Raw genomic sequence first — 21484 nt, 5'->3', positions numbered from 1 at the left:
CCCGGTGTTCTGTCACCCAGAAGACACGCGGTGTTCGCCCAGGGTTGTAGCAGCCGTGGGGGGCAATTCCCGCCGGGGCGGCCGTCATGCGGCGCGCGTGGTCATGATCCGGCGGCGTTCGTCGCGCCGTCCCGGTCTCCTCCCTGGTCCGGACGCCTGAAGGCCGTTGTCCACCGGTCGGCCCTCACCCCGCGGCCACGCACGTCCGGTCCACGCGGTGTGCGCCGGGAAACCGTCCAGTGGTGGCGCCGCTCCCGTCGCCCCGCGCGATCGGCTCCGGCAAACACCGGACGCTTCCGCTGCCTCGGTGACATCATCGGCAGCGTCCGGGGGAGCAGGGGAGCAGGCGTCCAGGGACGGGGGAGACGATGTCACGTGCCGAACGGATCGAGGAGATCCGGCTCCGGCGGGCCCGGCGGGCCGAGTGGCTGGACGGCGCCCACGCGTGGGCGACGGACACGCTCGACCGGCTGCGCGAACTCGACGCGCTCCGCACCGAGATGCTGGCCCTGGTGCCCGACGAGGCACAGGACCGGTTGCTGGCCCTCGGCGCCGAACTGGGCGACCTCCTGGAGGAACTGCCCACCGAGGCGGCCGTGATGGAGGCCGCGGCGTCGCGCTTCCGCCGCGCCACCCTCAACGTGGGCGTCATCGGGCGGGCCCGGCAGGGCAAGAGCCGCATGATCAGGAGCCTGACCGGACTGTCGGACCGGGAAGTGCCCACGGGTGACGGCGGCTTCTGCACCGGCGTGACCAGCGTGCTGCGCCACGAGGACGGCGCGCCCACCCGGGCACAGGTCTTCCTGCACACCGAACGCTCCTTCCTCCACGAGGTGATCGCGCCCTACTACGCCGAACTCGGCCTGGGCCCCGCCCCCACCACCCTGACGGAGTTCGCCCGCCCCCTCCCCCCGGCGCCCGAGGGCGACAGCGCCGTCGAGGGCAGCCGCTACGGGCACCTGGCGGCCTTCCACACCGCGCTGCCGGAGTACCGCCACTACCTGACGACGAGCTCGCCCCATCCCATCGGCCCGGAGCGCATCCGCGAGTTCGTCGCCCAGTCCGACGAGCAGGACGAGCAGCGCTACCACGCCTTCCGCGCGGTCCGGCACGTCCGCATCACCACGCACTTCGCGCAGCAGGACTGGACCGGTTTGTCGCTGATCGACCTCCCGGGCCTCGGCGACACCAATCTTCAGGACGCGCAGCGCATCGTGGGCGCGCTGCGGGACGAGATCGACGTGGTGGTCTTCGTCCGCCGCCCCGACCCGCTCGGCGACGGCGTCGACACCTACGACCACCAGCTCTACGACCACGTCCGCGACGGGCTGCCCGGCGCCGAACTCGCGCGCTGCTCCTTCCTGGTGGTCAACCGGGTCACCGGACCCGCGGGCGACAACACGGCCAACGCCCGCAAGATGGTCGACGAGTGGCTGCCGGCCTCCCGCTTCCAGGTCGCCGCGGCGCACATCGTGGACTGCGCCCGGCCGGAGGAGGTCGCCGCCATGACCGACGGCGTGCTCGACCACCTCGTGGCCCACCTCGACGAGCTGGACGAGCAGCACCTGGCCGAACGCGCGGAGAAACTGGCCGAACTGCGTGAGCGCACCGCACGGCTGGCCGACCGGGCGGGCCGGCTCGCCGACCTGGCCCAGCCATCGGAGATCTGGTTCCTGCCCTTCAACGGCCTGTTCGAGCAGACCTACGAGCAGATGGCCAACGCCCTGGCCGCTCTCGTACGGAGCCTGCGCGAGGACCGCGACCTGACCGACGGCCTGCTCGCCGACGCCGTCGAGGAGATCCTCGACGCCGCGCAGAACGACCCCGGCCACCCCACGGTCGCCCAGCTGACCGCGCGCGCCGACGCCGAGGGCGGCCTCAGCGTCGCCTACGCCAAGTACCTCAACGAGTCCCGCGCCCGGCTCTCCCGGCGCTTCCTGGAGTGCGACGTCGCCCTGCACGCCCGCACCGGCCGCATGCAGGAGGAGGTCGCCGGTGTGCTGCGCGGTCCGGGCAGCCTGGGCGGTCTGGCCGGACTCGGCGGGGCGGAGGGCCGGGAGTTCCTGCTGCGCACCGCCGAGCGCATCCCCCGCGTGCGGCAGGAAGGCGGCAGCGAGATCCGCTACGCGCTGGAACTGCTGGCCGGCTTCGAGCTGTCGTACCGCGGCATGCTCCAGCACCGGGTGCGCACCTGCCTGGACGGGCTGCACGCCGACAGCCCCACCATGCCCTTCCCGCACGACCGGGCGCCCAGCGGTCAGGAAGTACGGGAGATGCTGGAAGTCGCCTACGACGAGGCACTGTTCGCCTGCCGCGGCGAGCTGAACAAGGTGCTCGCCGAACCGAGCGCGGCGGTCTTCTCCCTGGTGGAGGAGTTCCACGACCGGGTGATCTCGGCGGCCGGGACCAAGGAGGAGTGGCGGGTGTTCTACCAGGACGTACGGGCCGAGATCTGGCCCGGCCGGTTCGCGGCCCTCGCCGAGGACGCGGCGCACCTGCGGCGCTGGTCCGAGGCCGTCCGGTCGCTGGGGTCCCGCACCACCGCCGGTACCGGGGGCGGCGCGGCCGCCGGGAAGGAGGCCGCGGCATGATCGAGTCCGGCCGCCACGTACTCGACGTCGGCATGCTCGGCCCCTCAGGAGCGGGCAAGACGTCCCTGCTGGCCTCCATGTACGTCCAGTACCCCTCGGTCACCGGGGCCACGGACCTCGACCTCACCCCGGTGGGGGAGACCGCCGCCAAGCTCACCGACGCGGTCTCGGTGCTGGAGTCGCTCTCCCGCTCCGTGCAGGTCCGCGGCGGCATCGAGCAGACCACGACCACCGACGTCCACCGCTACGAGATCGCGGTCGGCCGCAAGGGCCGCAAGCCGCGTTTCCGGATGTGCTTCACCGACTACGCGGGCGAGGTGCTGCGGGACCTCGACAGCAGCCCGGTGGGGCGCAAGGTGCGGGCCTCGCTCCACGACAGCCCCGTCGTGGTCCTCGCCGTCGACACGCCCGCGCTCATGGCTCTGGACGGCGAGTACCACCAGCGCATCAACCTCCCGCACCTGATGTACGAGCGGATCAAGGAACTGCTCGTCGAGGACGAGCAGCGGCCGCGCCTGCTGATCATCGTGCCGCTGAAGTGCGAGCGCTGGGTCGCCACCCGCCAGGGGACCGAGGCCCTGATGGAACGGGTGCGCGAGGGCTACCGCCCGCTGCTGGACTACATCGCCCACGCCGATGTCCGCCCGCGCGTGGGCTGCGTCATCACGCCCGTGCAGACCACCGGCTCCATCGTCTTCTCCACGATCAAGGAAACACCGGGCGGCGGCGTGCAGTTCCACTACCGCAGCCGTACTCCGGGCGCCCCGTACCGCCCCGTGGACACCGACCAGCCGCTGCGGTACGCGCTGCGCTTCGTCCTCGGGGAGTACCGCCGCAGGCGCGGGTTCTGGCGGGAGGCGGTCGACGAGGTGTTCGGCACGGACCTCGCTCTCCAGGAGGCCGTCGCGGCGTTCGCGAAGGCGGGCTCCGAACGCGACGGGGTCCACGTGGTCCAGGAGCACCCGCACCTGAGCCCGGCCGCCGTGGCCGCCAGGGGCCGGGCGTGACCGTCGCCTGGTCCTTCCACTCGCGCGGCCGGCTCCCCGAGCAGGGCTACACCTGGCTGCCCGCGGGCGGGGCCCCGGGCGCCGACCCCGAGGTGCTGCTGCGCGGCTGCGCCGGCCGCTCCGTCAACGACCTCGTCGACGACACCAAGTCGTCCCTCCTCCTGTACGCCCTCAAGGACGGCGCGGGCGGCCGGCCCCTGTGGGTCCTTCTGCTGACCGGGCTGCGCACCGGGGACGACTCCGGCGACCACATGCGCCGTCCCATCCGGCTGCTGCTGCTCGGTACCGGCCCCGGGGTGGGGAACAAGGGACAGCCGCCGCCCGAACTGCTCGCGGTCGCCCGGCTGTTCCTCACCGGCGGCATGGACCGGGACCTGCCCGTGGCCCACGGCCACCCGGCGGGCACCGCGGGCTTCGACGTCGACGCCTCCGGCTGGGACGCCCTGCTGGAACGCGCCCGCGCGTGCGCGCCGGAGGCGGTGCCGCTGCCGGGCCCGAACGAGATCCGGCTCCTCCCCGACTCCCCGGCCGGCCGCGTGGCGGCCGCCGGCATGCTCGCGGACCTCGAACACCGCTGCGCACAGCCCGGGTCCGGCCTGGACGGGGCCCGTCTGGTCGGTTCCGGCGCCCGGCCGCTCCTGATCGTCACCTCCCTGCTCGGCAGTGAGTCCCTGCTGGCGGTACGTCCCCTGCACGCGCTCGGCGCGCGGGTCGGCCGGCCCGTCCACGCGAAGTGGGACCGGCAGAACGGGCAGTCGTTCCTGGAGGGTTCCGTCAGGCGCATGACGGACGCGCTCGGCAGGACGGGCTTCGTGCTGACCCTCCTGGTGCTGGGTGCGCTCGGCGCCCTCGGGGCAGTCCTCGCCGTGATCGTCTGACACCCGGCCGGCCCGCCGTGGCGGCGGTGGGCACGGCCTGGGAGCCGCCTGCTACAGATCGAACTCCGCGGGGGCCAGGTCCAGCGCGTAGCAGGCCTCGCGGACGACGCCCTGCTCGGTCTTGTCGAAGTTGCCGTCGGCGCCGCCGATGACGATGCCGATCTGGACGACGGCACGCGCCTCGGCCGGCTTCTTCTTGGCCTTGGCGACTTCCTGGAGCACGCTGACCTTGCCGAACTCGAAGTCGGCGGTGAGCTTGTTCAGGTAGTCGTCGAAGCGCCGCTGCAGGTCGGCCGCCGGGAAGTTCTGCAGCACCTCGTTGGTGGTGATGAGCTGGGCGACCCGCGCCCGTTCCGACGGGTCGATGGTGCCGTCGGCCGCGGCGACCAGGGCGCACATCGCCATGCTCGCGTCGCGGAAAGCGCCGCTCTTGAGGTCGTTCTTCTTGGCGACAAGCTGTGTCTGCAGGGTGGCAGTGGTGTCTTTGAGCCGGTCCCAGAAGGCCACGGGGTAACTCCTCGGTTTCTCTGTTCACGCGTCGGCGTGGGCAATGGGGCCAACGAAGCAGCGCTCCCGTAGGTGCCCGCGGCGCGATGGTCCCCGAAGCCGCCGCGGACGGCCGTGGCCGGGAAACGGCGCCGGACCGCCGGGCACCGCCCGGAGCGGGTGGCCCCCGGGTTACCGTGCAGGGATGGACACGGTTGACCTGACGGCCCTCGGCGCGGAATTCACCGCCGACCCCTACCCGGTCTACGCCCGGCTCCGCGAGCTCGGCCCGGTGCACCGCGTGCGCACACCCGAGGGCGAGCTGTGGCTGATCGTCGGCCACGACCAGGCACGGGCGGCGCTGACCGACCCCCGCCTGGCCAAGGACGCCCGCGCGCTCGGCTGGCTCTCCTACGACGAGGAGCTCATGGGGCGGCACATGCTCGCCTCCGATCCGCCCGAGCACACACGGCTGCGCAAGCTCGTCGCCCGCGAGTTCACCGCCCGGCGGATCGATCAACTGGCCCCCCGGGTGCAGGAGATCACCGACGGCCTGCTGGACGCCGTGCTCAGCGGGCCCGGCACCCGGGCGGATCTCGTCGAGGCCCTGGCCTATCCGCTGCCGATCACCGTCATCTGCGAGCTGCTGGGCATCCCGGACCTGGACCGCGCGGCGTTCCGCGCGTGGTCGAACGAAGTGGTCGCGCCGACCGGTCCCGAGGCCGAGCGAGCAGCGTTCGAGCAACTTGCGTCCTATCTGGACGAGCTGATCGAGGACAAGCGCTGCGCGCCCGGCGACGACCTGATGAGCGCCCTGATCCGCACCGTCGCCGAGGACGGGGACCGGCTGTCCCGGTCGGAGCTCAGCGGCATGGCCTTCCTGCTGCTCGTGGCGGGCCACGAGACGACGGTCAACCTCATCTCCAACGGCGTCCGCGCCCTGCTCACCCACCCGGACCAACTCGCCCTTCTCCGTGCCGACCAGGGGCTCCTGGAGGGCGCGGTCGAGGAGATGCTCCGCTGGGACGGCCCCGTCGAGACCGCCACCTACCGCTTCACCACCGAGCCCGTGGAGATCGCCGGCACCGTCCTCCCGGCCCGGGAGCCCGTGCTCGTCGCCCTCGCCTCGGCCGATCGCGATCCGGACCGCTTCAGCGAGCCCGACCGCTTCGACATCCGCCGTGACGCGCGTGGTCACGTCGCCTTCGGCCACGGCCTCCACCACTGCCTGGGCGCGCCCCTGGCCCGCCTCGAAGGCCGCATCGCCATCGGCTCCCTGCTCGAACGCTGCCCCGGCCTCGCACTGGACATCGAACCGGATGCCCTCCAGTGGCTGCCGGGCATGCTCATCCGCGGTGTCCGCCGCCTGCCGGTGCGCTTCGGCTGAGCGTCCGCGGTGGCTCCGGGACTCCCGCCCCGCGGAGCGGTACGCGTCCGTCCCGGCATCGATCGTGTTCGCCATGTCCGTCGTCCCCCCTTTGTCCCTCTGCCCCTTTGATCCCTACGGGCTGTTCGTTCCCTCCTGGGTCCTCCGACCCCCTCTGAAATGGCACACCACGATTCCGCTCCGTCGCGTTGCCCGCGCGGCGGGAATTAACCGGATGCGGTGACACGGCGGGCCTGGAAGGCTGCGCCGATGGACCGCCGACGGATTTCCCGCATCGCCCACAGCGACCATCCCGTAGCCGCGCCGCTCGACGACGCCTCCGTGCGCGGCCTGCTCGACCGCGCGCTGCGCCGGGGCGACGAACGCGTACTGGACCTCGGCTGCGGCGAAGGAGCCTGGCTGCTGCGCGCCCTGGCCGACCACCCGAAGGTGACGGCGGAGGGTGTCGACATCGATGCGGCGGCCCTCGACACGGCGGCCCGGACGGCGGCCGCCCTCGACGTCGCCGGCCGTATGGTCCTGCACGAGCAGGACGCCCGCCTCCACACCTCCGCCTCGCCCTTCGACCTGGTTCTCAGCGTGGGTGCCACCCACGCCTTCGGCGGCCTGGCCGCGACCTTGTCCGCCGTCCGCGAGCACCTGGCTCCCGGTGGCCACGTCCTCGTCGGCGACGGTTTCTGGGAGGAGGAACCCACGCCCGCCCTCGTGGAGATGCTGGGCGACTTCGACGACCTGCCCACCACCGTCGACCGTGTCGTCGCCGACGGCTGGACCCCCGTGTACGGCCACATCAGCACACGGCAGGAGTGGGACGCGTACGAGTGGTCCTGGACCGGCTCCCTGGCCGCCTGGGCGCTCGACCACCCCGCCGACCCCGACAGTGGCCAGGCGCTCGACGCGGCCGCCCGGCACCGCACGGAGTGGCTGCACGGCTACCGGGGCACGTTCGGCTTCGTCACCCTCCTGCTGCGGCGCACCACCGCATGACCGGGCGGACTCACAGCCCCGCGAGGTCCGCCAGCGTCCGCGCCTCCCGCATCACGCCGACACAGTCCCCGGGGCGGCCGTGCTCGGTCAGCCACAGCGCGGTCTCCACCCGCCGGGCCACCGCCCACGCCGCCAGCCGGGCCGTGTCCTCCCCGAGCGCGTCGCCGACCAGGGCGAACCGCCTGGCCAGCACCCGCCCCGGAGCGGGATGCGCGAAGGGGTGGTCGATCTGCTCCAGCAACGGCCACGGGTCGTAGGCGGGGTCGCCGGTCATCGGCTTCGGGTCGATCGCGAGCCAGGGCCGGCGTGTCGCGGCCAGCACATTGCCGGGGTTGAAGTCACCGTGGACGACCACCTCCCGGGCCGCGGTACGGGGCAGTTCGCGCAGCAGCCGGACGCCGAGGGCGACCAGGCCAGGGTCGAAGGGCGGCCGATGCCGCGTCATCCGCTCCTCGACGAGGACGGCCCAGCCCGCCGTGACGTCCGCCAGCCGGTCGAACCCGCTGTCCACCGTCGCGGCCGCCCGCCACAGTTCGGCCAGGACCCCGGCGCCGGTCAGCAGGCGCTCCTCGGGCGTGAGGGCGTCCGCCTCCCCGAGCCCGCCGCCGGGTACGCAGCGCTCCAGCAGCAGGGCGTGCCGCCCCGCGTCGTACCGGTGCACCCGTACCGCACCCCGCCCGTCCCACAGCCGCAGGGCGGCCGCCTCGCCCTCCGCCTCCGGATGGGGCCAGCCCACCTTGATGACGGCCGGCTCCCCGTCCGGCAGCCAGGCCTCGGCCGCCCACGAGCAGCTTCCGCCGCCGAAGGGCTGCCCGAGCCGCAGCGCCCAGCGCTCGCGGACGTCTTCGATGAGGGCGGGCAGCCGCGCCAGCCACTGCGCGCCGCCGGGCAGACCGTTCACGCTGCGCACGAAGGGCAGGGACGCGGGAATCGTCACAGGAGCCACGCACCGCATGCTGCCCGCATCCGTGTGCCGGCCTCAAGCCGTTAGCCCGGCCCACGCACCCGCCCGGCCTGCGCCGCGCCCTGCCCTGCCCCGCCCCGGCCCGCGCCCCGCCCGTGTCCTCAGCGGGCCGTTGTGATGTCGTCCCGGCCGTCCCGCTCGCCCTGGCCGTCGAGCCGCGCCCGCGCCTCCCGCCGGAAGCCGGCCACCAGGATGTGCAGGCTCACCACGAACGCCCAGATGGGGAAGATCAGTTCCGCCCACGCCACGCTGGGCACCACGAAGAGCAGCGTCAGGCCGACCAGGTAGCCCAGCAGCGCCAGCCAGCGCGGGAAGGTGCCCAGGCGCAGCGCGACGGTGGAGGCGGACAGCACGAACACGGCGGCCATCCGCATCGCGAACGTCGTCAGCAGGCTGTACGTGAAGTGCCCGCCGAAGTACCACAACTGGGGTTGTCGCGGGCCGCCCATCGTCCCGGCGTCGGCCGTCGCCAGCAGGCTGCCGGCGCAGGCCGCGGCGCCGAAGAGGGTCGCCACGAAGATCAGCCCGCTGCCCTGGAACACGGTGGCGAGGAACCTGTCCTCGGCGTCCCCCACGTGCGCGCGCACCGCCCCGATGAACCACAGGAAGAAGATCCCGGCGAAGGGGATGAGAGCGAGCGCGGTACGCACCGTCCGGCGTGAGGTGCCGTCCAGCGGCCCGCCGCCCGCCGCGTAGTGCTGCCCCTCCGGGATCCCGACCCGGACCAGGACGATGGCCGCGCCGAGCAGGATCGCGAACGCGATGCCCACCGCTCCGGCGGCACGTGGTGTGCGAAGGGCCCGGACCGTATCTGACATCTGAGCCCTTCATGCACGCACGCACCCCGGCAACGACCTACGACCAGCAAGCACCGTCGCGGCCGATGACGCCACCCGGCCCGCCCGGGCGGGTGACACGGGACCGGGGTGCCTCAGGCGGCCGGCCCGCCGGCGGCGGCCAGTTCGGCGATCTCCGCGATCGCGACGGGGCGCCGCTCGGCACGCGAGACCTCGCAGGCCTCCGCCACCAGGAGTGCCGCCAGCGCCTCCCGCCCGTCGCACGGATTCACGGCCTTCCCGGCGACGACCCGTACAAAGGCGTCGATCTCGGCCCGGTAGGCGTCCCCGAAGCGGTCGACGAATCCGGTCCACGGCTCCGGCACGCCCGGTGCGGCGCCCGGCTCGACCGAGGTGACCGGCGTACGGGCGCCCACACCGACCGCGATCTGGTCCAGCGACCCGGCGAGTTCCATGCGGATGTCGTAACCGGCGCCGTTGTAGCGCGTGGACGTCGCCGTCACCAAGGTGCCGTCGTCGAGCGTCAGCAGTGCCGCGGCGGTGTCGACGTCGCCCGCCTCGCGGAAGAAGGCGGCCCCGCCGTTGGCGCCCACGGCGTACACCTCGTCGACCTCACGTCCCGTCACCCACCTGGTGGCGTCGAAGTCGTGGATGAGGCAGTCACGGTAAAGGCCGCCGGACAGTGGTACGAATTCCGGCGGAGGCGGCGCCATGTCGGAGGTCATGGCGCGTACCGTGTGCAGCCGGCCGAGCCGGCCCGCCCGCACGGCCTCGCGGGCGGCGCGGTAGCCGGGGTCGAAGCGGCGCTGGAAGCCCATCTGCAGGACGGTGCCCGCCTCCTCCACCTCGCGCAGCGCGGCGACCGTCGAGGCCAGGTCCAGGGCGATGGGCTTCTCGCAGTACGTGGGGAGCCCGGCGCGCACCGCGCGCGAGATGAGCTCCGCGTGGGCGGCGGTGGCGGAGGCGATGACGACGGCGTCGGCGCCCGCGGCGAACGCCTCGTCCACGGAGCACGCGGCACGGGCGCCGGGGCCGAGCCGGTCGGCCGTCGCCGCGGCGCGCGCCGTGTCGGCGTCGGCGACGACGAGCTCGGTGACGTCGGGGTGCCCGTGCAGGGTCGCGGCGTGGAAGGACCCGAGACGCCCGACACCGACGAGGACGACGCGCATGAGCGGGGAGCCTTTCTTCCGGGGGACAGACGGGAGGTGCGGCGCGGGTGCGGCGGCCAGGGAGGAACCGCCGCGCCCGCGCCCGATCCGGATCGGCCGGGACGCGCCGCCGCCCCTCAGCGGTAGAAAGCGGGGCGCTCGATCAACTCGACCTCGACCCGGCCGCCCTCGTTCTGCGACCGCACGCCGGCCTCGCAGACCGCCGCGGCCGCGTAGCCGTCCCAGGCGCTCGGCCCGGTGACCTCGCCGCGCCGGGTGGCGTCCACCCAGGCCTGCACCTCGCGGTCGTAGGCGTCGACGAAACGCTCCACGAAGTCCTGGGCGATGCTGCCGCCCCAGCGGCCCGCGGTGTTGACGAGCAGGTCGTGGGCCTCGCCGATGCGCGCGCTGCCGCGCTCGCACACGGCCTCGGCCTGCACCTGGTAGCCGAAGCCGCAGTTGACGTTGATCTCGACGTCGACGATCGCGCCGCCGTCGGTCTCGAAGACCACGAACTGCGGGTCGTCCAGGCCCTCGGGCGCGTTCGACGACGGGCGGGGGCGCAGCACGGTGACGGCGGTGATCTCCTGGCCGAGCAGCCAGCGAGTCACGTCCATCTCGTGCACGACCGAGTCGTTGATGAGGTTGGCGTTCATGTAGCCGGGCGGGACGCTCGCGTTGCGGTGCCGGTTGTGCACCATCAGCGGGCGGCCCAGTTCACCGCTGTCGAGAAGGGCCTTGAGCTTCAGGTACTCGGCGTCGTAGCGCCGCATGAAACCGACCTGCACCCGTCGGTGCCCCAGCTTCTGCTCGGCCTCCAGGACGCGCAGTGCCGAGGCGGCGTCCGGGGTGAGCGGCTTCTCGCACAGCACGGGCAGGTCGTGCGTGAAGGCGGCCAGCAGCGCCGCCTCGTGGGCGAAGCCGGGGGAGGCGATGAGGACGGCGTCGACGTCGTCGGCGGCCATGGCGGCGGCCGGGTCGGTGTAGGCCGTGCAGCCCTCGATGCCGGCGGCGATGGCCTTGACCCGCTCGGCGTCGACGTCCACGACGGCCGTCACCCGGGCCCCGCTGATCACGTCGTTGATGCGGCGTACGTGGTCGGCGCCCATCTTGCCGGTCCCGACGACCGCGATACCGAGGGGTGCGTGCTGCGTCATGATGCGTGTCATCCCTTTCGTGCGCGGGGCGTCAGGCGCCGCAGGAGCGGAGGAACGCGCGGGTGCGCTGGGCGATGGGCAGCGGCCGGTCGGGCTCGCAGGGGTACATGTCCTGCTCGACGATGGCGAACAGGTCGACGCCCAGACCCTGCGCGGCGGCCAGCACCGGTTCCAGGGCCGGGACGCCCGCCGGCGGCTCGCACATGACGCCGCGCTGGACGGCAGGCCCGAAGGGCACCTCGTTCTTGATGACGTCGGCCAGGATCTCCGGGTCGACCTGCTTCAGGTGCAGGTACCCGATGCGCTCGCCGTAGGTCTCGATCAGCTTGACGCTGTCTCCGCCGCAGTAGGCGTAGTGGCCGGTGTCCAGGCAGAGGTTGACCAGGCCGGAGTCGGTCGAGTCGAGGAAGCGGGCGACGTGCTCCTCGGTGTCGATGTGGGTGTCGGCGTGCGGGTGCACGACGATGTCGAGGCCGTAGGTGTCCCGGACCTGGCGCCCGAGCCGCTCCATGCCGGAGGCGAGGTGCCCCCACTGCTCTGCGGTGAGCTCGTGCGGCTCGATGATCTCGGCGGTCTTGTCGTCCCGCCAGAAGGACGGGATCACCACGAGGTGCCGGGCGCCCATGGCCTGCGTGAGGGCGGCGACCTGGCCGACGTGCTCCCAGGTGGCGTCCCAGACCGACGGGCCGCGGTGCAGGGAGGTAAAGACGGTGCCGGCGGAGACCTTCAGGCCGCGGGCGGAGGTCTCCTCGGTGAGCCGGGCGGGGTCGGTCGGCAGGTAGCCGTACGGGCCGAGCTCGATCCACTCGTACCCCGACCGGGCGACCTCGTCGAGGAAGCGCTGCCACGGCACCTGCTGCGGGTCGTCGGGGAACCAGACGCCCCACGAATCGGGCGCGGACCCGACGCGGATCCGGTCCAGGGCGGGGGAGGCGGCGGTCATGAGGAGGGCTCCTCTCACCGGTCGGCGGTGACCGGTCGGGTGGTTCGGAAGTGGTGCTCGGTGCGGCGACGGTGCGGATGCCCGCGAAGCCCGCGGTCCCGCTGGCAGCTTCGCTGGCCGACGGGGCTACCGTCAAGAGTTAGTCCTGACATATGGACGTCATGTCAGGCAGGGGACGGGCTGCCGGGCCACCCCTCGGCGGCGGAAGGGCGGCCCCCCGCACGGTGGGCCACCCTTCCAGGGCTTCGTGGGGCTCTCCCGGACCCGGCTCAGGCGTCCTCCGGACCCTTCACGGTCTTCAGGTACTCCACTCCCGGCAGTTCCTCCACGTCGACGCCGCGCACCTGGGACAGCTCGTGCTTGAGTGCGGCCAGCTCGGCGCCTCCGGCCATGTGGTGGGTCAACTCGTCCAAGGTGACCTCGGAACGGCTCGCGCTGAGCTCCAGGGTGCCCAGCCGGAGCACCGTGAAGTGGTCCCCGACCATGTAGGCGTGGTGCGGGTTGTGCGTGATGAAGATGACACCGAGGCCCCGGTCGCGGGCGGCGGCGATGTACTTGAGGACGACGCCCGACTGCTTCACGCCGAGCGCCGCGGTCGGCTCGTCCAGGATCAGCACCCGCGCGCCGAAGTGGACGGCGCGCGCGATGGCGACGGACTGCCGCTGCCCGCCCGACAGGGTGCCGATGGACTGGTCGAGGTCGTCCAGGACGATGCCCATCGCCCGCAGTTCCTCGTCCGCGGTCCGCTTCATCGCGGAGATGTCCAGGCGGCGCACCGGCCAGGGGCCGCGGGTCAGTTCCGAGCCGAGGAAGAAGTTCCGCCACACGGGCATCAGCGGGACGGTGGCCAGGTCCTGGTAGACGGTGGCGATCCCGCGGTCCAGCGCCTCGCGGGGGGTGTTCAGCCGTACGGGCGTGCCGTCGATGCGGAACTCGCCCTCGGTGTGCTGGTGCAGCCCGGAGACGATCTTGATCAGAGTGGACTTGCCGGCCCCGTTGTCGCCGAGCACACAGGTCACCTGCCCTGGCCGGACGGCCAGGTCGACCCCGTGCAGGGCGCGGACGTTGCCGTAGCTCTTGCCCACGCCGGTCAGCTCGACGACCGGCGTGCCGGTGGCGTGTTCCTTCGTGGTCGCTTCGGTGGTCATGGGGTCCTCACCTCCTGGTCGCCGTGCGGCGGACCCACAGATTGACGAGGGTCGCGATCAGGAGCATCACGCCGAGGAAGAACTTGAACCAGTCGGGGTTCCAGTTGGCGTACACGATGCCCTGCGAGACCATCCCGAAGATGAAGGCGCCGATCACCGAGCCGATCGCGGAGCCGTAGCCGCCGGTCAGCAGACACCCTCCGATGACCGCCGCGATGATGTACAGGAACTCGTTGCCGACGCCCTCGCCCGACTGCACCGCGTTGAACGAGAAGAGCAGGTGCATGCCGGTGAACCAGGCGCCGAAGCCGACTGCCATGAACAGGGCGATCTTGGTGAGGTTCACCGGCACGCCGACCGCACGCGCGCTGTCCGCGTTGCCGCCGACCGCGAACGTCCAGTTGCCGAACTTCGTCCGCAGCAGCACCCAGGTGGCCAGCGCCGCGAAGCCCAGCCACCACAGCACGGTGACCTTCACCTGCACGCCGCCGATGCCGATCTCGGAGGCGAAGAGCTTCCTGGCCTGGTCGAACCCGTCCATGTCGCTGATGGAGTCGGTGGCGACGTTCCCCGTGAAGATCTTCGTGACGGCTAAATTGAGGCCCTGGAGCATCAGGAAGGTGGCAAGGGTGATCAGGAAGCTGGGCAGGCCGGTCTTGATCAGCAGGTAGCCGTTGAGCGCGCCGACGGCCAGTGAGACCACCAGCGCCACGACGACCCCGGTCCACACGTTCATGCTCAGCTGGAAACTGAACATGCTCGCCGTCAGCGCGGAGGTGGTGACCGCGACACCGGCCGACAGGTCGAACTCCCCGCCGATCATCAGCAGGGCCACCGGGAGCGCCATGATGCCCATCACCGACGCCTGGTAGAGCACCGTCGCCAGGGAGCTCGCCTCGCGGAACGACGGCGCGACCGCGAAGAAGAACAGGTAGACGCCGACGGCGGCGATCAGCGCGCCGATCTCCGGCCGGGCCAGGGCCCTGCGCGGCAGGGAGCGCTCGCTGGTCCGGCCGTCCGCAGAGGAAGGGGATGCGGCGGAGGCGGCCGCGGGGGACACCGGCATCACCGGGTGCCCTTCGCGGCGAAGCCCGCCACCGACTCGACGTTGTCCTTGTCGACGAACGCGGGGCCGGTCAGGACCGGGGAGACGCCGCCGCCGCTGAAGTTGCCGTTGGTCTTGTACAGCCACAGCGAGTCCACCGACAGGTAGCCCTGCAGGTACGGCTGCTGGTCGACGGCGAACTGCACGTCGCCGTCCTGGACGGCCTTGACCAGGTCCTTGTTGAGGTCGAAGGTGGCGACCTTGGCCTTGCTGCCGGCGTCCGCGACCGACTGGACGGCGGTGAGCGCGAACGGCGCGCCCAGGGCCACCACGTAGTCGATGTCGGAGCCCTGCTTGAGCTTCGCGGTGATGGTGGCCTTGACCGACGGCATGTCCGTGCCGTTGACGTACAGGTTCTCCGTCGTGCCCTTGAAGGTCTTCTTCACGCCGGCGCAGCGCGCCTCCAGGGCGACGTGGCCCTGTTCGTGGATGACGCAGACGTTGTGCTTGGCACCGAGGTCGTTGAGCTTGTTGCCGAGGGCCTCGCCGGCGACGCTCTCGTCCTGCCCGAAGAACTCCAGCAGCCCCTGGTCCTTCCAGTCGTCCAGGCCCGCGTTGAAGCCGACGACGGGTATGCCGGCCTGCTCCGCCTTGGCGACCGCGGACTTCATGGCGTCCGGCTTGGCGAGGGTGACGGCGATGCCGTCGACCTTCTGGTCGATGGCGTTCTGGATGAGGTTGGCCTGCGTGGCGGCATTGGGATCGGCGGAGTAGACGAGTTCGACGTTGTCCTTGGCGGCCGCGGCCTGGGCGCCCTTGCGGATCAGGTCCCAGAAGGTGTCGCCCGGGGCGGCGTGGGTGACCATCGCGATCTTCATGCGGGGGGTGTCCGCCTTGCCGACGGCGGCGTTGTCGGCGGACTCCTCGGCCTTCTTGCCGCCCGAGCTGCTGGAACAGCCGGCTGCGAGGAGGACCGCCGCGGCGGAGACGGCCGCGATGGCGGAGATCCTGCGGGTGGTACGAGAGCGTTCCATGTTCCTGCACCTCACTGCGGTGGGAGGGAGAAGGGGACCGACCTGTGTTTCCCGTGGCGTTGCTGACGGGAGCAAACCCCTCGCCGGAGGCGCTGTCAAGGCTTTGTTAAGACATCCATTCATCTCGACGTAACGACACCGTAACGACCTTGACCGGCCTCGTGTGCGAGCCCGCGGTCTGAACGTTCGTATGTAAGGACATAGTGTTGACATCTCCCCGGTCTCGCGGTTAGACCTGAGGGGGCCGCGGAGCGGTCCGCTCGCGAGACGACGAGGAGCCCTGCCCATGACCGAGCCGTACGACCTGATCACGATGGGCCGGATCGGGGTGGACATCTACCCGCTGCAGACGGGGGTGCCGCTGCCCGAGGTCGAGACGTTCGGCAAGTTCCTCGGCGGCTCGGCGACCAACGTGGCGGTCGCCGCCGCCCGGCTCGGCCGCTCCACCGCCGTCATCACCCGCACCGGGGACGACCCGTTCGGCGCGTACTGCCACAAGGCGCTGAAGGAGTTCGGTGTCGACGACCGCTTCGTGACCCCGGTCGCCGGTCTGCCGACCCCCGTCACGTTCTGCGAGATCTTCCCGCCCGACGACTTCCCGCTCTACTTCTACCGGCTGCCCAAGGCCCCCGACCTGGAGATCCGCCCCGAGGAACTGGACCTCGACGCGATCCGCGCCACCCGCATCTTCTGGATGACCGGGACGGGACTGTGCGAGGAGCCCAGCCGCGCCGCCACGTTCGCCGCGCTGGAGGCCCGCGCCGGGAACGGCAGCACCGTCTTCGACCTCGACTGGCGCCCGATGTTCTGGAGGGAACCCGCCGAGGCACGGCCCTACTACGCGCGGGCGCTCGCCCACGCCACCGTGGCCGTCGGCAACCTCGACGAGTGCGAGGTGGCCACCGGTGTCCGCGAACCCCGCGCCGCCGCCGAGGCGTTGCTGGAGGCGGGCGTCGAACTGGCCGTCGTCAAGCAGGGCCCCAAGGGCGTGCTCGCCGTGCACCGCGACGGCACCTCGGCCGAGGTGCCGCCCGTCCCGGTCGAGGTGGTCAACGGCCTCGGCGCCGGTGACGCGTTCGGTGGCGCGCTGTGCCACGGGCTGCTGGCCGGCTGGGACCTGGAGGAGATCATGCGCCACGCCAACGCGGCCGGCGCGATCGTCGCCTCCCGTCTCGCCTGCTCCTCCGCCATGCCCACCGGGTCCGAGGTGCGCGACCTCCTCGACCGCCGCTGAGCGGCCAGCCCCCACCTGAAAGCCCGAAAGCGAGCTCCCCTTGAGCATCAGCATCTCCGACCTGGTGAAGGTGCGGACCCGGCACCCCGAGGCGATCGCCGAGGCGGCCGCCCGCCGTGTCCGCCGTCCCCTGATAGGGGACAGCGGCCGGCTGATGATCGTCGCCGCCGACCACCCGGCCCGGGGCGCCCTGGCCGTCGGTGACCGCGAGTTCGCCATGGCCAACCGCGCGGACCTGCTGGAGCGCCTGTGCACCGCGCTCTCCCGCCCCGGGGTGGACGGCGTCCTCGGCACCGCCGACGTCCTGGAGGACCTGCTGCTGCTCGGCGCGCTGGAGGGCAAGGTCGTCATGGGTTCGATGAACCGCGGCGGCCTGGCGGGCGCCTCCTTCGAGCTCGACGACCGCTTCACCGGCCACCGCGCCCAGGACATCGCCCGGCTCGGTTTCGACGCCGGCAAACTCCTGCTGCGCATCAGCTACGAGGACAGCGGCTCGCTGACCACCATGGTCTCCACCGCCCGCGCCATCGACGACATGGCCGAGCGCCGGCTCCCCGTCTTCGTCGAGCCGTTCATGTCCCGCCGCGCCGGCAACCGGGTGCGCAACGACCTGAGCGCACCGGCCGTCACCACGTCCATAGCCATCGCCTCCGGACTCGGCGGCACCTCGGCCTACACCTGGCTCAAGGTCCCGGTCACGGAGAACGTGGACGACATGGCGGCCGTCATGGAGACCTCCACCCTTCCCGCCGTCCTGCTCGGCGGCGAGGTGGGCAAGGACCAGGACGTGCTGTACGACAAGTGGCGCAAGGCGCTGCAACTGCCCACCGTCCAGGGACTGGTGGTGGGCCGGTCGCTGCTCTACCCGGCGGAGGGCAGCGTGGAGACGGCCGTCGACACCGCCGTGGGCCTGCTGTGAGGACCGGGACGAACCGCGAGAGAGGCGAGCCGCACGAGATGACCGGCACCGAGAACCATCTGGCCGCGGGCGAGGCCGCCGCCGGCCCGTACACCGTCGCCGTCCACCCGGAACGCGCCGGCTGGACCCACTCGTCGCTGCGCGTCCTGGAACTGCCGCCCGGCGGACGGCACGAGTTCGCCACCGGCGACAGCGAGTGGATCGTGCTCCCGCTGTCCGGATCCTGCACCGTCGACGCGGACGGCGAGAGCTTCCGGCTCGCGGGCCGCGAGAGCGTCTTCGCCGGCGTCAGCGACTTCGCGTACGTACCCCGTGACGCACGCGTGCTCCTCGTGAGCGAGCGCGGCGGCCGTTTCGCGCTGACCGGCGCGCGCTGCGGACGCCGGCTGCCCGCCCGGTACGGCCCCGCCTCCGCCGTCCCCGTCGAACTGCGCGGCAGCGGCAACTGCAGCCGCCAGGTCAACAACTTCGGTGCCGCCGGCGTGTTCGAGTGCGACCGGCTGATCGCGGTCGAGGTGCTGACGCCGGGCGGCAACTGGTCCTCCTTCCCGCCGCACAAGCACGACGAGGACCGGGAGGGCGAGTCCCGGCTGGAAGAGATCTACTACTTCGAGATCGCGCCGGCGCACGGCAGGGAGGGCATCGGCTACCAGCGGGTCTCGCCCTCGGGCAACGGCCGCAACACCGATGTGCTGGCCGAGGTCCGCGACGGCGACGTCGTCCTCATCCCCGACGGCTGGCACGGCCCCTCCATGGCCGTACCGGGCCACGACATGTACTACCTCAACGTCATGGCGGGCCCGGGTGACGAGCGCGCCTGGCTGATCTGCGACCATCCCGACCACGCCTGGATCCGCGCCACCTGGCCCGAGCAGCCCGTCGATCCGAGACTGCCCCTGTACGCGGCCCCCGCCGAAGACCGAGCCTCCGAGAGGTCCCGATGACCCAGTCCGTCCGCCGCCTCACGGTCGCCCAGGCCCTGGTGCGCTTCCTGTCCGCGCAGTACACCGAGCGCGACGGGGCCCGCCACCGGCTGATCGCCGGCACCTGGGGCATCTTCGGCCACGGCAATGTGGCCGGCATCGGCCAGGCGCTCCTGGAGCACCAGGACGTGATGCCGTATCACCAGGGCCGCAACGAGCAGTCCATGGTGCACGCCGCCGTCGGCTGGGCCCGGCAGCTCAACCGGCTGTCGGCGCAGGCCGTCACCACCTCCATCGGCCCCGGCGCCACCAACCTCGTCACCGGCGCCGCGCTGGCCACGATCAACCGGCTGCCCGTGCTGCTGCTGCCGGGGGACACCTTCGCCAACCGCGTCCCGGACCCGGTGCTCCAGCAGCTGGAACACCCGTGGTCCGGCGACGTGTCCGTCAACGACGCGCTGCGCCCGGTCTCCCGGTACTTCGACCGGGTCACCCGGCCCGAGGCGCTGATCCCGGCCGCGCTGCAGGCCGCGCGGGTGCTCGCCGACCCCGCCGAGACCGGCGCCGTCACGCTCGCCCTGCCGCAGGACGTCCAGGCCGAGGCGTACGACTGGCCCGAGGAGTTCTTCGCCGAGCGGGTCTGGCACGTCCGCCGGCCGGCCCCTGAGGACGCCGAACTGGCGGCCGCCGTCCAGGCGGTGCGCGGGGCCCGGCGGCCGCTGATCGTCGCGGGCGGAGGTGTCCACCACAGCGAGGCCGAGGCGGCCCTCAAGGCGCTGGCCGACGCCACTGGCATCCCCGTCGCGTCCACCCAGGCCGGCAAGGGCTCGCTGCGCCACGACCACCCCGCCGACCTCGGCGGGATCGGCCACACCGGCACGGCCGTCGCCGACGACCTCGCCCGCACCGCGGACCTGGTCATCGGGGTCGGCACCCGCTACACCGACTTCACCACCGCCTCCTCGACGCTCTTCGCGACCCCCGGGGTGCGCTTCCTCAACCTCAACATCACCGGCTTCGACGCCCACAAGCTGGGCGCCCGCACCCTCGTCGGCGACGCCCGCGCGTCCCTGGAGGCCCTCACCGAGGCGCTGGCGGGCCACCGGGTGGACGCCGAGTACGAGGACGAGTACCGCGCGGGCAAGGAGCGCTGGGAGCGCGTCGTCGACGCCGCCTATGCCGCGCCCGACGACTCCGTCCGGCCCACCCAGACCCAGTTGCTCGGTGCCCTGGACTCCGTCGTCGGCGACGAGGACGTCGTCATCAACGCCGCGGGCTCCCTGCCCGGCGACCTCCACAAGCTCTGGCGCGCCCGCTCCCCGCGCCAGTACCACCTGGAGTACGGCTACTCCTGCATGGGCTACGAGATCCCGGCCGGCATCGGCGTCCGCATGGCCGCTCCCGACCGGCCGGTCTGGGCGCTCGTCGGCGACGGCACGTACCTGATGATGCCGACCGAGATCGTCACCGCCGTCCAGGAGGGCGTCAACATCAACCTGGTCCTCATCCAGAACCACGGCTACGCCTCCATCGGAGGGCTGTCCTCCGAGGTCGGCGGAGAGCGCTTCGGTACCGCCTACCGGTACCGCGCCGCCGACGGCACCTTCACCGGCGACCCGCTCCCGGTGGACCTCGCCGCCAACGCCGCGAGCCTCGGCCTGGACGTCCTGCGGGCCGGAACGGTGCGCGAGCTGCGTGAGGCCCTGGCCGCCGCACGCGCCTCGGACCGGCCGACATGCGTGTACGTCGAGACCGACCCGGCGCCGACCGCACCCGGCGCGCAGGCGTGGTGGGACGTCCCGGTCGCCGAGACCGCGACGCGCGAGTCCGCCGTGGCGGCCCGCAAGAACTACGAGAGCCGGCTCGCCGACCGCCGCCGCCACCTGTGACGTCGGCCGGCGCGCGCCGACGGCCGGCGCGCGCCGGTCACCGGCACACCCACCGCACACCACCGGTCGGTGGCCGCCCTGGCCACGGGCCCTTCCAGAAGGCGCGGGACTCAAATGTTCGGACAATGTGATGTCAGAGTTTCCTGAGGTCGAGACCGGCGGATACGCTCCCTCTGTGTCCAAAGCAGAGTCCGCGCCGCTCGAGTTCGAAGTGGACCGCTCGAGCCCGGTGCCGCTGTACTACCAGCTCGCTCAGCAGCTGGAGGGCGCCATCGAGCACGGCCGGCTCGCCCCGGGCAGCCTGCTCGGCAACGAGATCGAACTCGCCGGACGCCTCGGCCTGTCGCGGCCGACCGTCCGCCAGGCCATCCAGTCCCTGGTCGACAAGGGACTGCTGGTGCGCCGCCGCGGTGTGGGTACCCAGGTCGTGCACAGCCAGGTCAAGCGCCCCCTGGAGCTGAGCAGCCTCTTCGACGACCTCCAGGCCGCCGGTCAGAGCCCCGCGACCCGGGTGCTGCGCAACGACGCCGTGGCCGCCTCCGCCGAGGTCGCCGCCGCCCTCGGCATCGCCGAGGGAAGCGAGGTCCGCGTCCTGCACCGGCTGCGGCTCACCCATGGCGAGCCGATGGCCCACATGTGCAACTACCTGCCGCCAGGGCTCATCGACCTGGACACCGCCAGGCTGGAGGCGACCGGTCTGTACCGCATGATGCGGGCCGCCGGCATCACCCTGCACAGTGCCCGTCAGTCCGTCGGCGCCCGTTCCGCGACCGTGGAGGAGGGCGAACTGCTGGGGGAGGACCCGGGCGCCGCGCTGCTGACCATGAGCCGCACGACGTACGACGACACCGGGCGGGCCGTCGAGTACGGCACGCACATCTACCGCGCCTCCCGCTACGCATTCGAGTTCCAGCTCCTCGTGCGCGCCTGAGTCGTCCGTCACCCTT

At 72.4% G+C, this 21484-nt stretch carries 19 protein-coding genes; 10 read left to right on the top strand and 9 right to left on the bottom strand.

The features are described from left to right. Positions 1-368 precede the first annotated feature (368 nt). Genes PV364_RS07180 through PV364_RS07170 form a run of 3 tightly spaced genes read left to right on the top strand, consistent with a single transcriptional unit; the run spans position 369 to position 4476 of the window. Complete coding sequence (locus tag PV364_RS07180; RefSeq protein ID WP_319658871.1) at positions 369-2591, top strand: hypothetical protein; 2223 nt, start codon at positions 369-371, stop codon at positions 2589-2591. Beyond that, positions 2588-3598 carry a TRAFAC clade GTPase domain-containing protein gene (locus tag PV364_RS07175; RefSeq protein ID WP_319658870.1) on the top strand — a complete coding sequence of 337 codons (1011 nt, stop codon included), beginning with the start codon at positions 2588-2590 and terminating at the stop codon, positions 3596-3598. The genes PV364_RS07180 and PV364_RS07175 overlap by 4 nt, the downstream gene beginning before the upstream one ends. Then, a complete protein-coding gene (locus PV364_RS07170) occupies positions 3595-4476 on the top strand; it encodes a hypothetical protein (protein WP_319658869.1) in 882 nt (293 codons plus the stop codon). Before PV364_RS07175 ends, PV364_RS07170 begins: the two co-directional genes overlap by 4 nt. 51 nt (positions 4477-4527) lie before the next feature. On the opposite strand, the gene PV364_RS07165 is transcribed toward PV364_RS07170, so the two are convergent. Continuing rightward, on the bottom strand, positions 4528-4983 hold the full coding sequence (locus PV364_RS07165; protein WP_319658868.1) for a tellurite resistance TerB family protein: 456 nt from the start codon (positions 4981-4983) through the stop codon (positions 4528-4530). 184 nt (positions 4984-5167) lie between these two features. Here PV364_RS07165 and PV364_RS07160 point away from each other — a divergent pair, with 184 nt between their 5' ends. Then, on the top strand, positions 5168-6349 hold the full coding sequence (locus PV364_RS07160) for a cytochrome P450 (RefSeq protein WP_319658867.1): 1182 nt from the start codon (positions 5168-5170) through the stop codon (positions 6347-6349). A 249-nt stretch (positions 6350-6598) separates the two neighbouring features. Then, positions 6599-7336, top strand: coding sequence for a class I SAM-dependent methyltransferase (locus PV364_RS07155; RefSeq protein WP_319658866.1), 738 nt, complete (start codon positions 6599-6601; stop codon positions 7334-7336). A 10-nt stretch (positions 7337-7346) separates the two neighbouring features. Here the strand turns inward: PV364_RS07155 and PV364_RS07150 are convergent, their stop codons facing one another. The 8 genes from PV364_RS07150 to PV364_RS07115 form a co-directional block, all read right to left on the bottom strand. Next, the gene (locus PV364_RS07150) at positions 7347-8282 is read right to left on the bottom strand and encodes an aminoglycoside phosphotransferase family protein (protein ID WP_319658865.1); all 936 of its coding nucleotides are present in this window, start codon (positions 8280-8282) and stop codon (positions 7347-7349) included. Positions 8283-8401: 119 nt separating this feature from the next. Continuing rightward, positions 8402-9118, bottom strand: coding sequence for a hypothetical protein (locus PV364_RS07145; RefSeq protein WP_319658864.1), 717 nt, complete (start codon positions 9116-9118; stop codon positions 8402-8404). A 113-nt stretch (positions 9119-9231) separates the two neighbouring features. After that, positions 9232-10266, bottom strand: coding sequence for a Gfo/Idh/MocA family oxidoreductase (locus PV364_RS07140; protein WP_319658863.1), 1035 nt, complete (start codon positions 10264-10266; stop codon positions 9232-9234). A 116-nt stretch (positions 10267-10382) separates the two neighbouring features. Beyond that, positions 10383-11402 (bottom strand): Gfo/Idh/MocA family oxidoreductase, encoded by a 1020-nt coding sequence (locus PV364_RS07135; RefSeq protein WP_319658862.1) that lies wholly within the window; start codon positions 11400-11402, stop codon positions 10383-10385. Between the two features lie 31 nt (positions 11403-11433). Then, on the bottom strand, positions 11434-12345 hold the full coding sequence (locus PV364_RS07130) for a sugar phosphate isomerase/epimerase (RefSeq protein WP_319658861.1): 912 nt from the start codon (positions 12343-12345) through the stop codon (positions 11434-11436). A 269-nt stretch (positions 12346-12614) separates the two neighbouring features. Continuing rightward, entirely contained in the window at positions 12615-13493 is an 879-nt protein-coding gene (locus PV364_RS07125) for an ATP-binding cassette domain-containing protein (protein WP_319658860.1), read from the bottom strand. A gap of 7 nt (positions 13494-13500) precedes the next feature. Beyond that, a complete protein-coding gene (locus PV364_RS07120; protein ID WP_319658859.1) occupies positions 13501-14559 on the bottom strand; it encodes an ABC transporter permease in 1059 nt (352 codons plus the stop codon). Next, positions 14559-15572: a sugar ABC transporter substrate-binding protein gene (locus PV364_RS07115; RefSeq protein ID WP_319658858.1), complete on the bottom strand. Its 1014-nt coding sequence runs from the start codon at positions 15570-15572 to the stop codon at positions 14559-14561. The genes PV364_RS07120 and PV364_RS07115 overlap by 1 nt, the downstream gene beginning before the upstream one ends. 286 nt (positions 15573-15858) lie before the next feature. Between PV364_RS07115 and iolC the strand changes: the two genes are divergently transcribed. The 5 genes from iolC to PV364_RS07090 all read left to right on the top strand — a co-directional run bounded on the left by iolC (position 15859) and on the right by PV364_RS07090 (position 21468). Further along, positions 15859-16806 (top strand): 5-dehydro-2-deoxygluconokinase, encoded by a 948-nt coding sequence (iolC, locus tag PV364_RS07110; protein WP_319658857.1) that lies wholly within the window; start codon positions 15859-15861, stop codon positions 16804-16806. A 40-nt stretch (positions 16807-16846) separates the two neighbouring features. Beyond that, the gene (locus PV364_RS07105) at positions 16847-17725 is read left to right on the top strand and encodes a deoxyribose-phosphate aldolase (RefSeq protein ID WP_319658856.1); all 879 of its coding nucleotides are present in this window, start codon (positions 16847-16849) and stop codon (positions 17723-17725) included. A 38-nt stretch (positions 17726-17763) separates the two neighbouring features. Next, complete coding sequence (gene iolB, locus PV364_RS07100; protein ID WP_319658855.1) at positions 17764-18669, top strand: 5-deoxy-glucuronate isomerase; 906 nt, start codon at positions 17764-17766, stop codon at positions 18667-18669. Next, positions 18666-20537, top strand: a complete 1872-nt coding sequence (iolD, locus tag PV364_RS07095) for a 3D-(3,5/4)-trihydroxycyclohexane-1,2-dione acylhydrolase (decyclizing) (protein WP_319658854.1) — start codon at positions 18666-18668, stop codon at positions 20535-20537. The genes iolB and iolD overlap by 4 nt, the downstream gene beginning before the upstream one ends. Before the next feature lie 175 nt (positions 20538-20712). Next, positions 20713-21468: a GntR family transcriptional regulator gene (locus PV364_RS07090; RefSeq protein WP_319658853.1), complete on the top strand. Its 756-nt coding sequence runs from the start codon at positions 20713-20715 to the stop codon at positions 21466-21468. Positions 21469-21484 lie beyond the last annotated feature (16 nt).

This window comes from Streptomyces sp. MI02-7b (genome assembly GCF_033793585.1).
In the GTDB taxonomy this organism is placed as follows: Bacteria; Actinomycetota; Actinomycetes; order Streptomycetales; family Streptomycetaceae; genus Actinacidiphila.
Note: the sequence above shows the minus strand (reverse complement) of the source record. Positions and strands in the feature narration are given on the sequence as shown.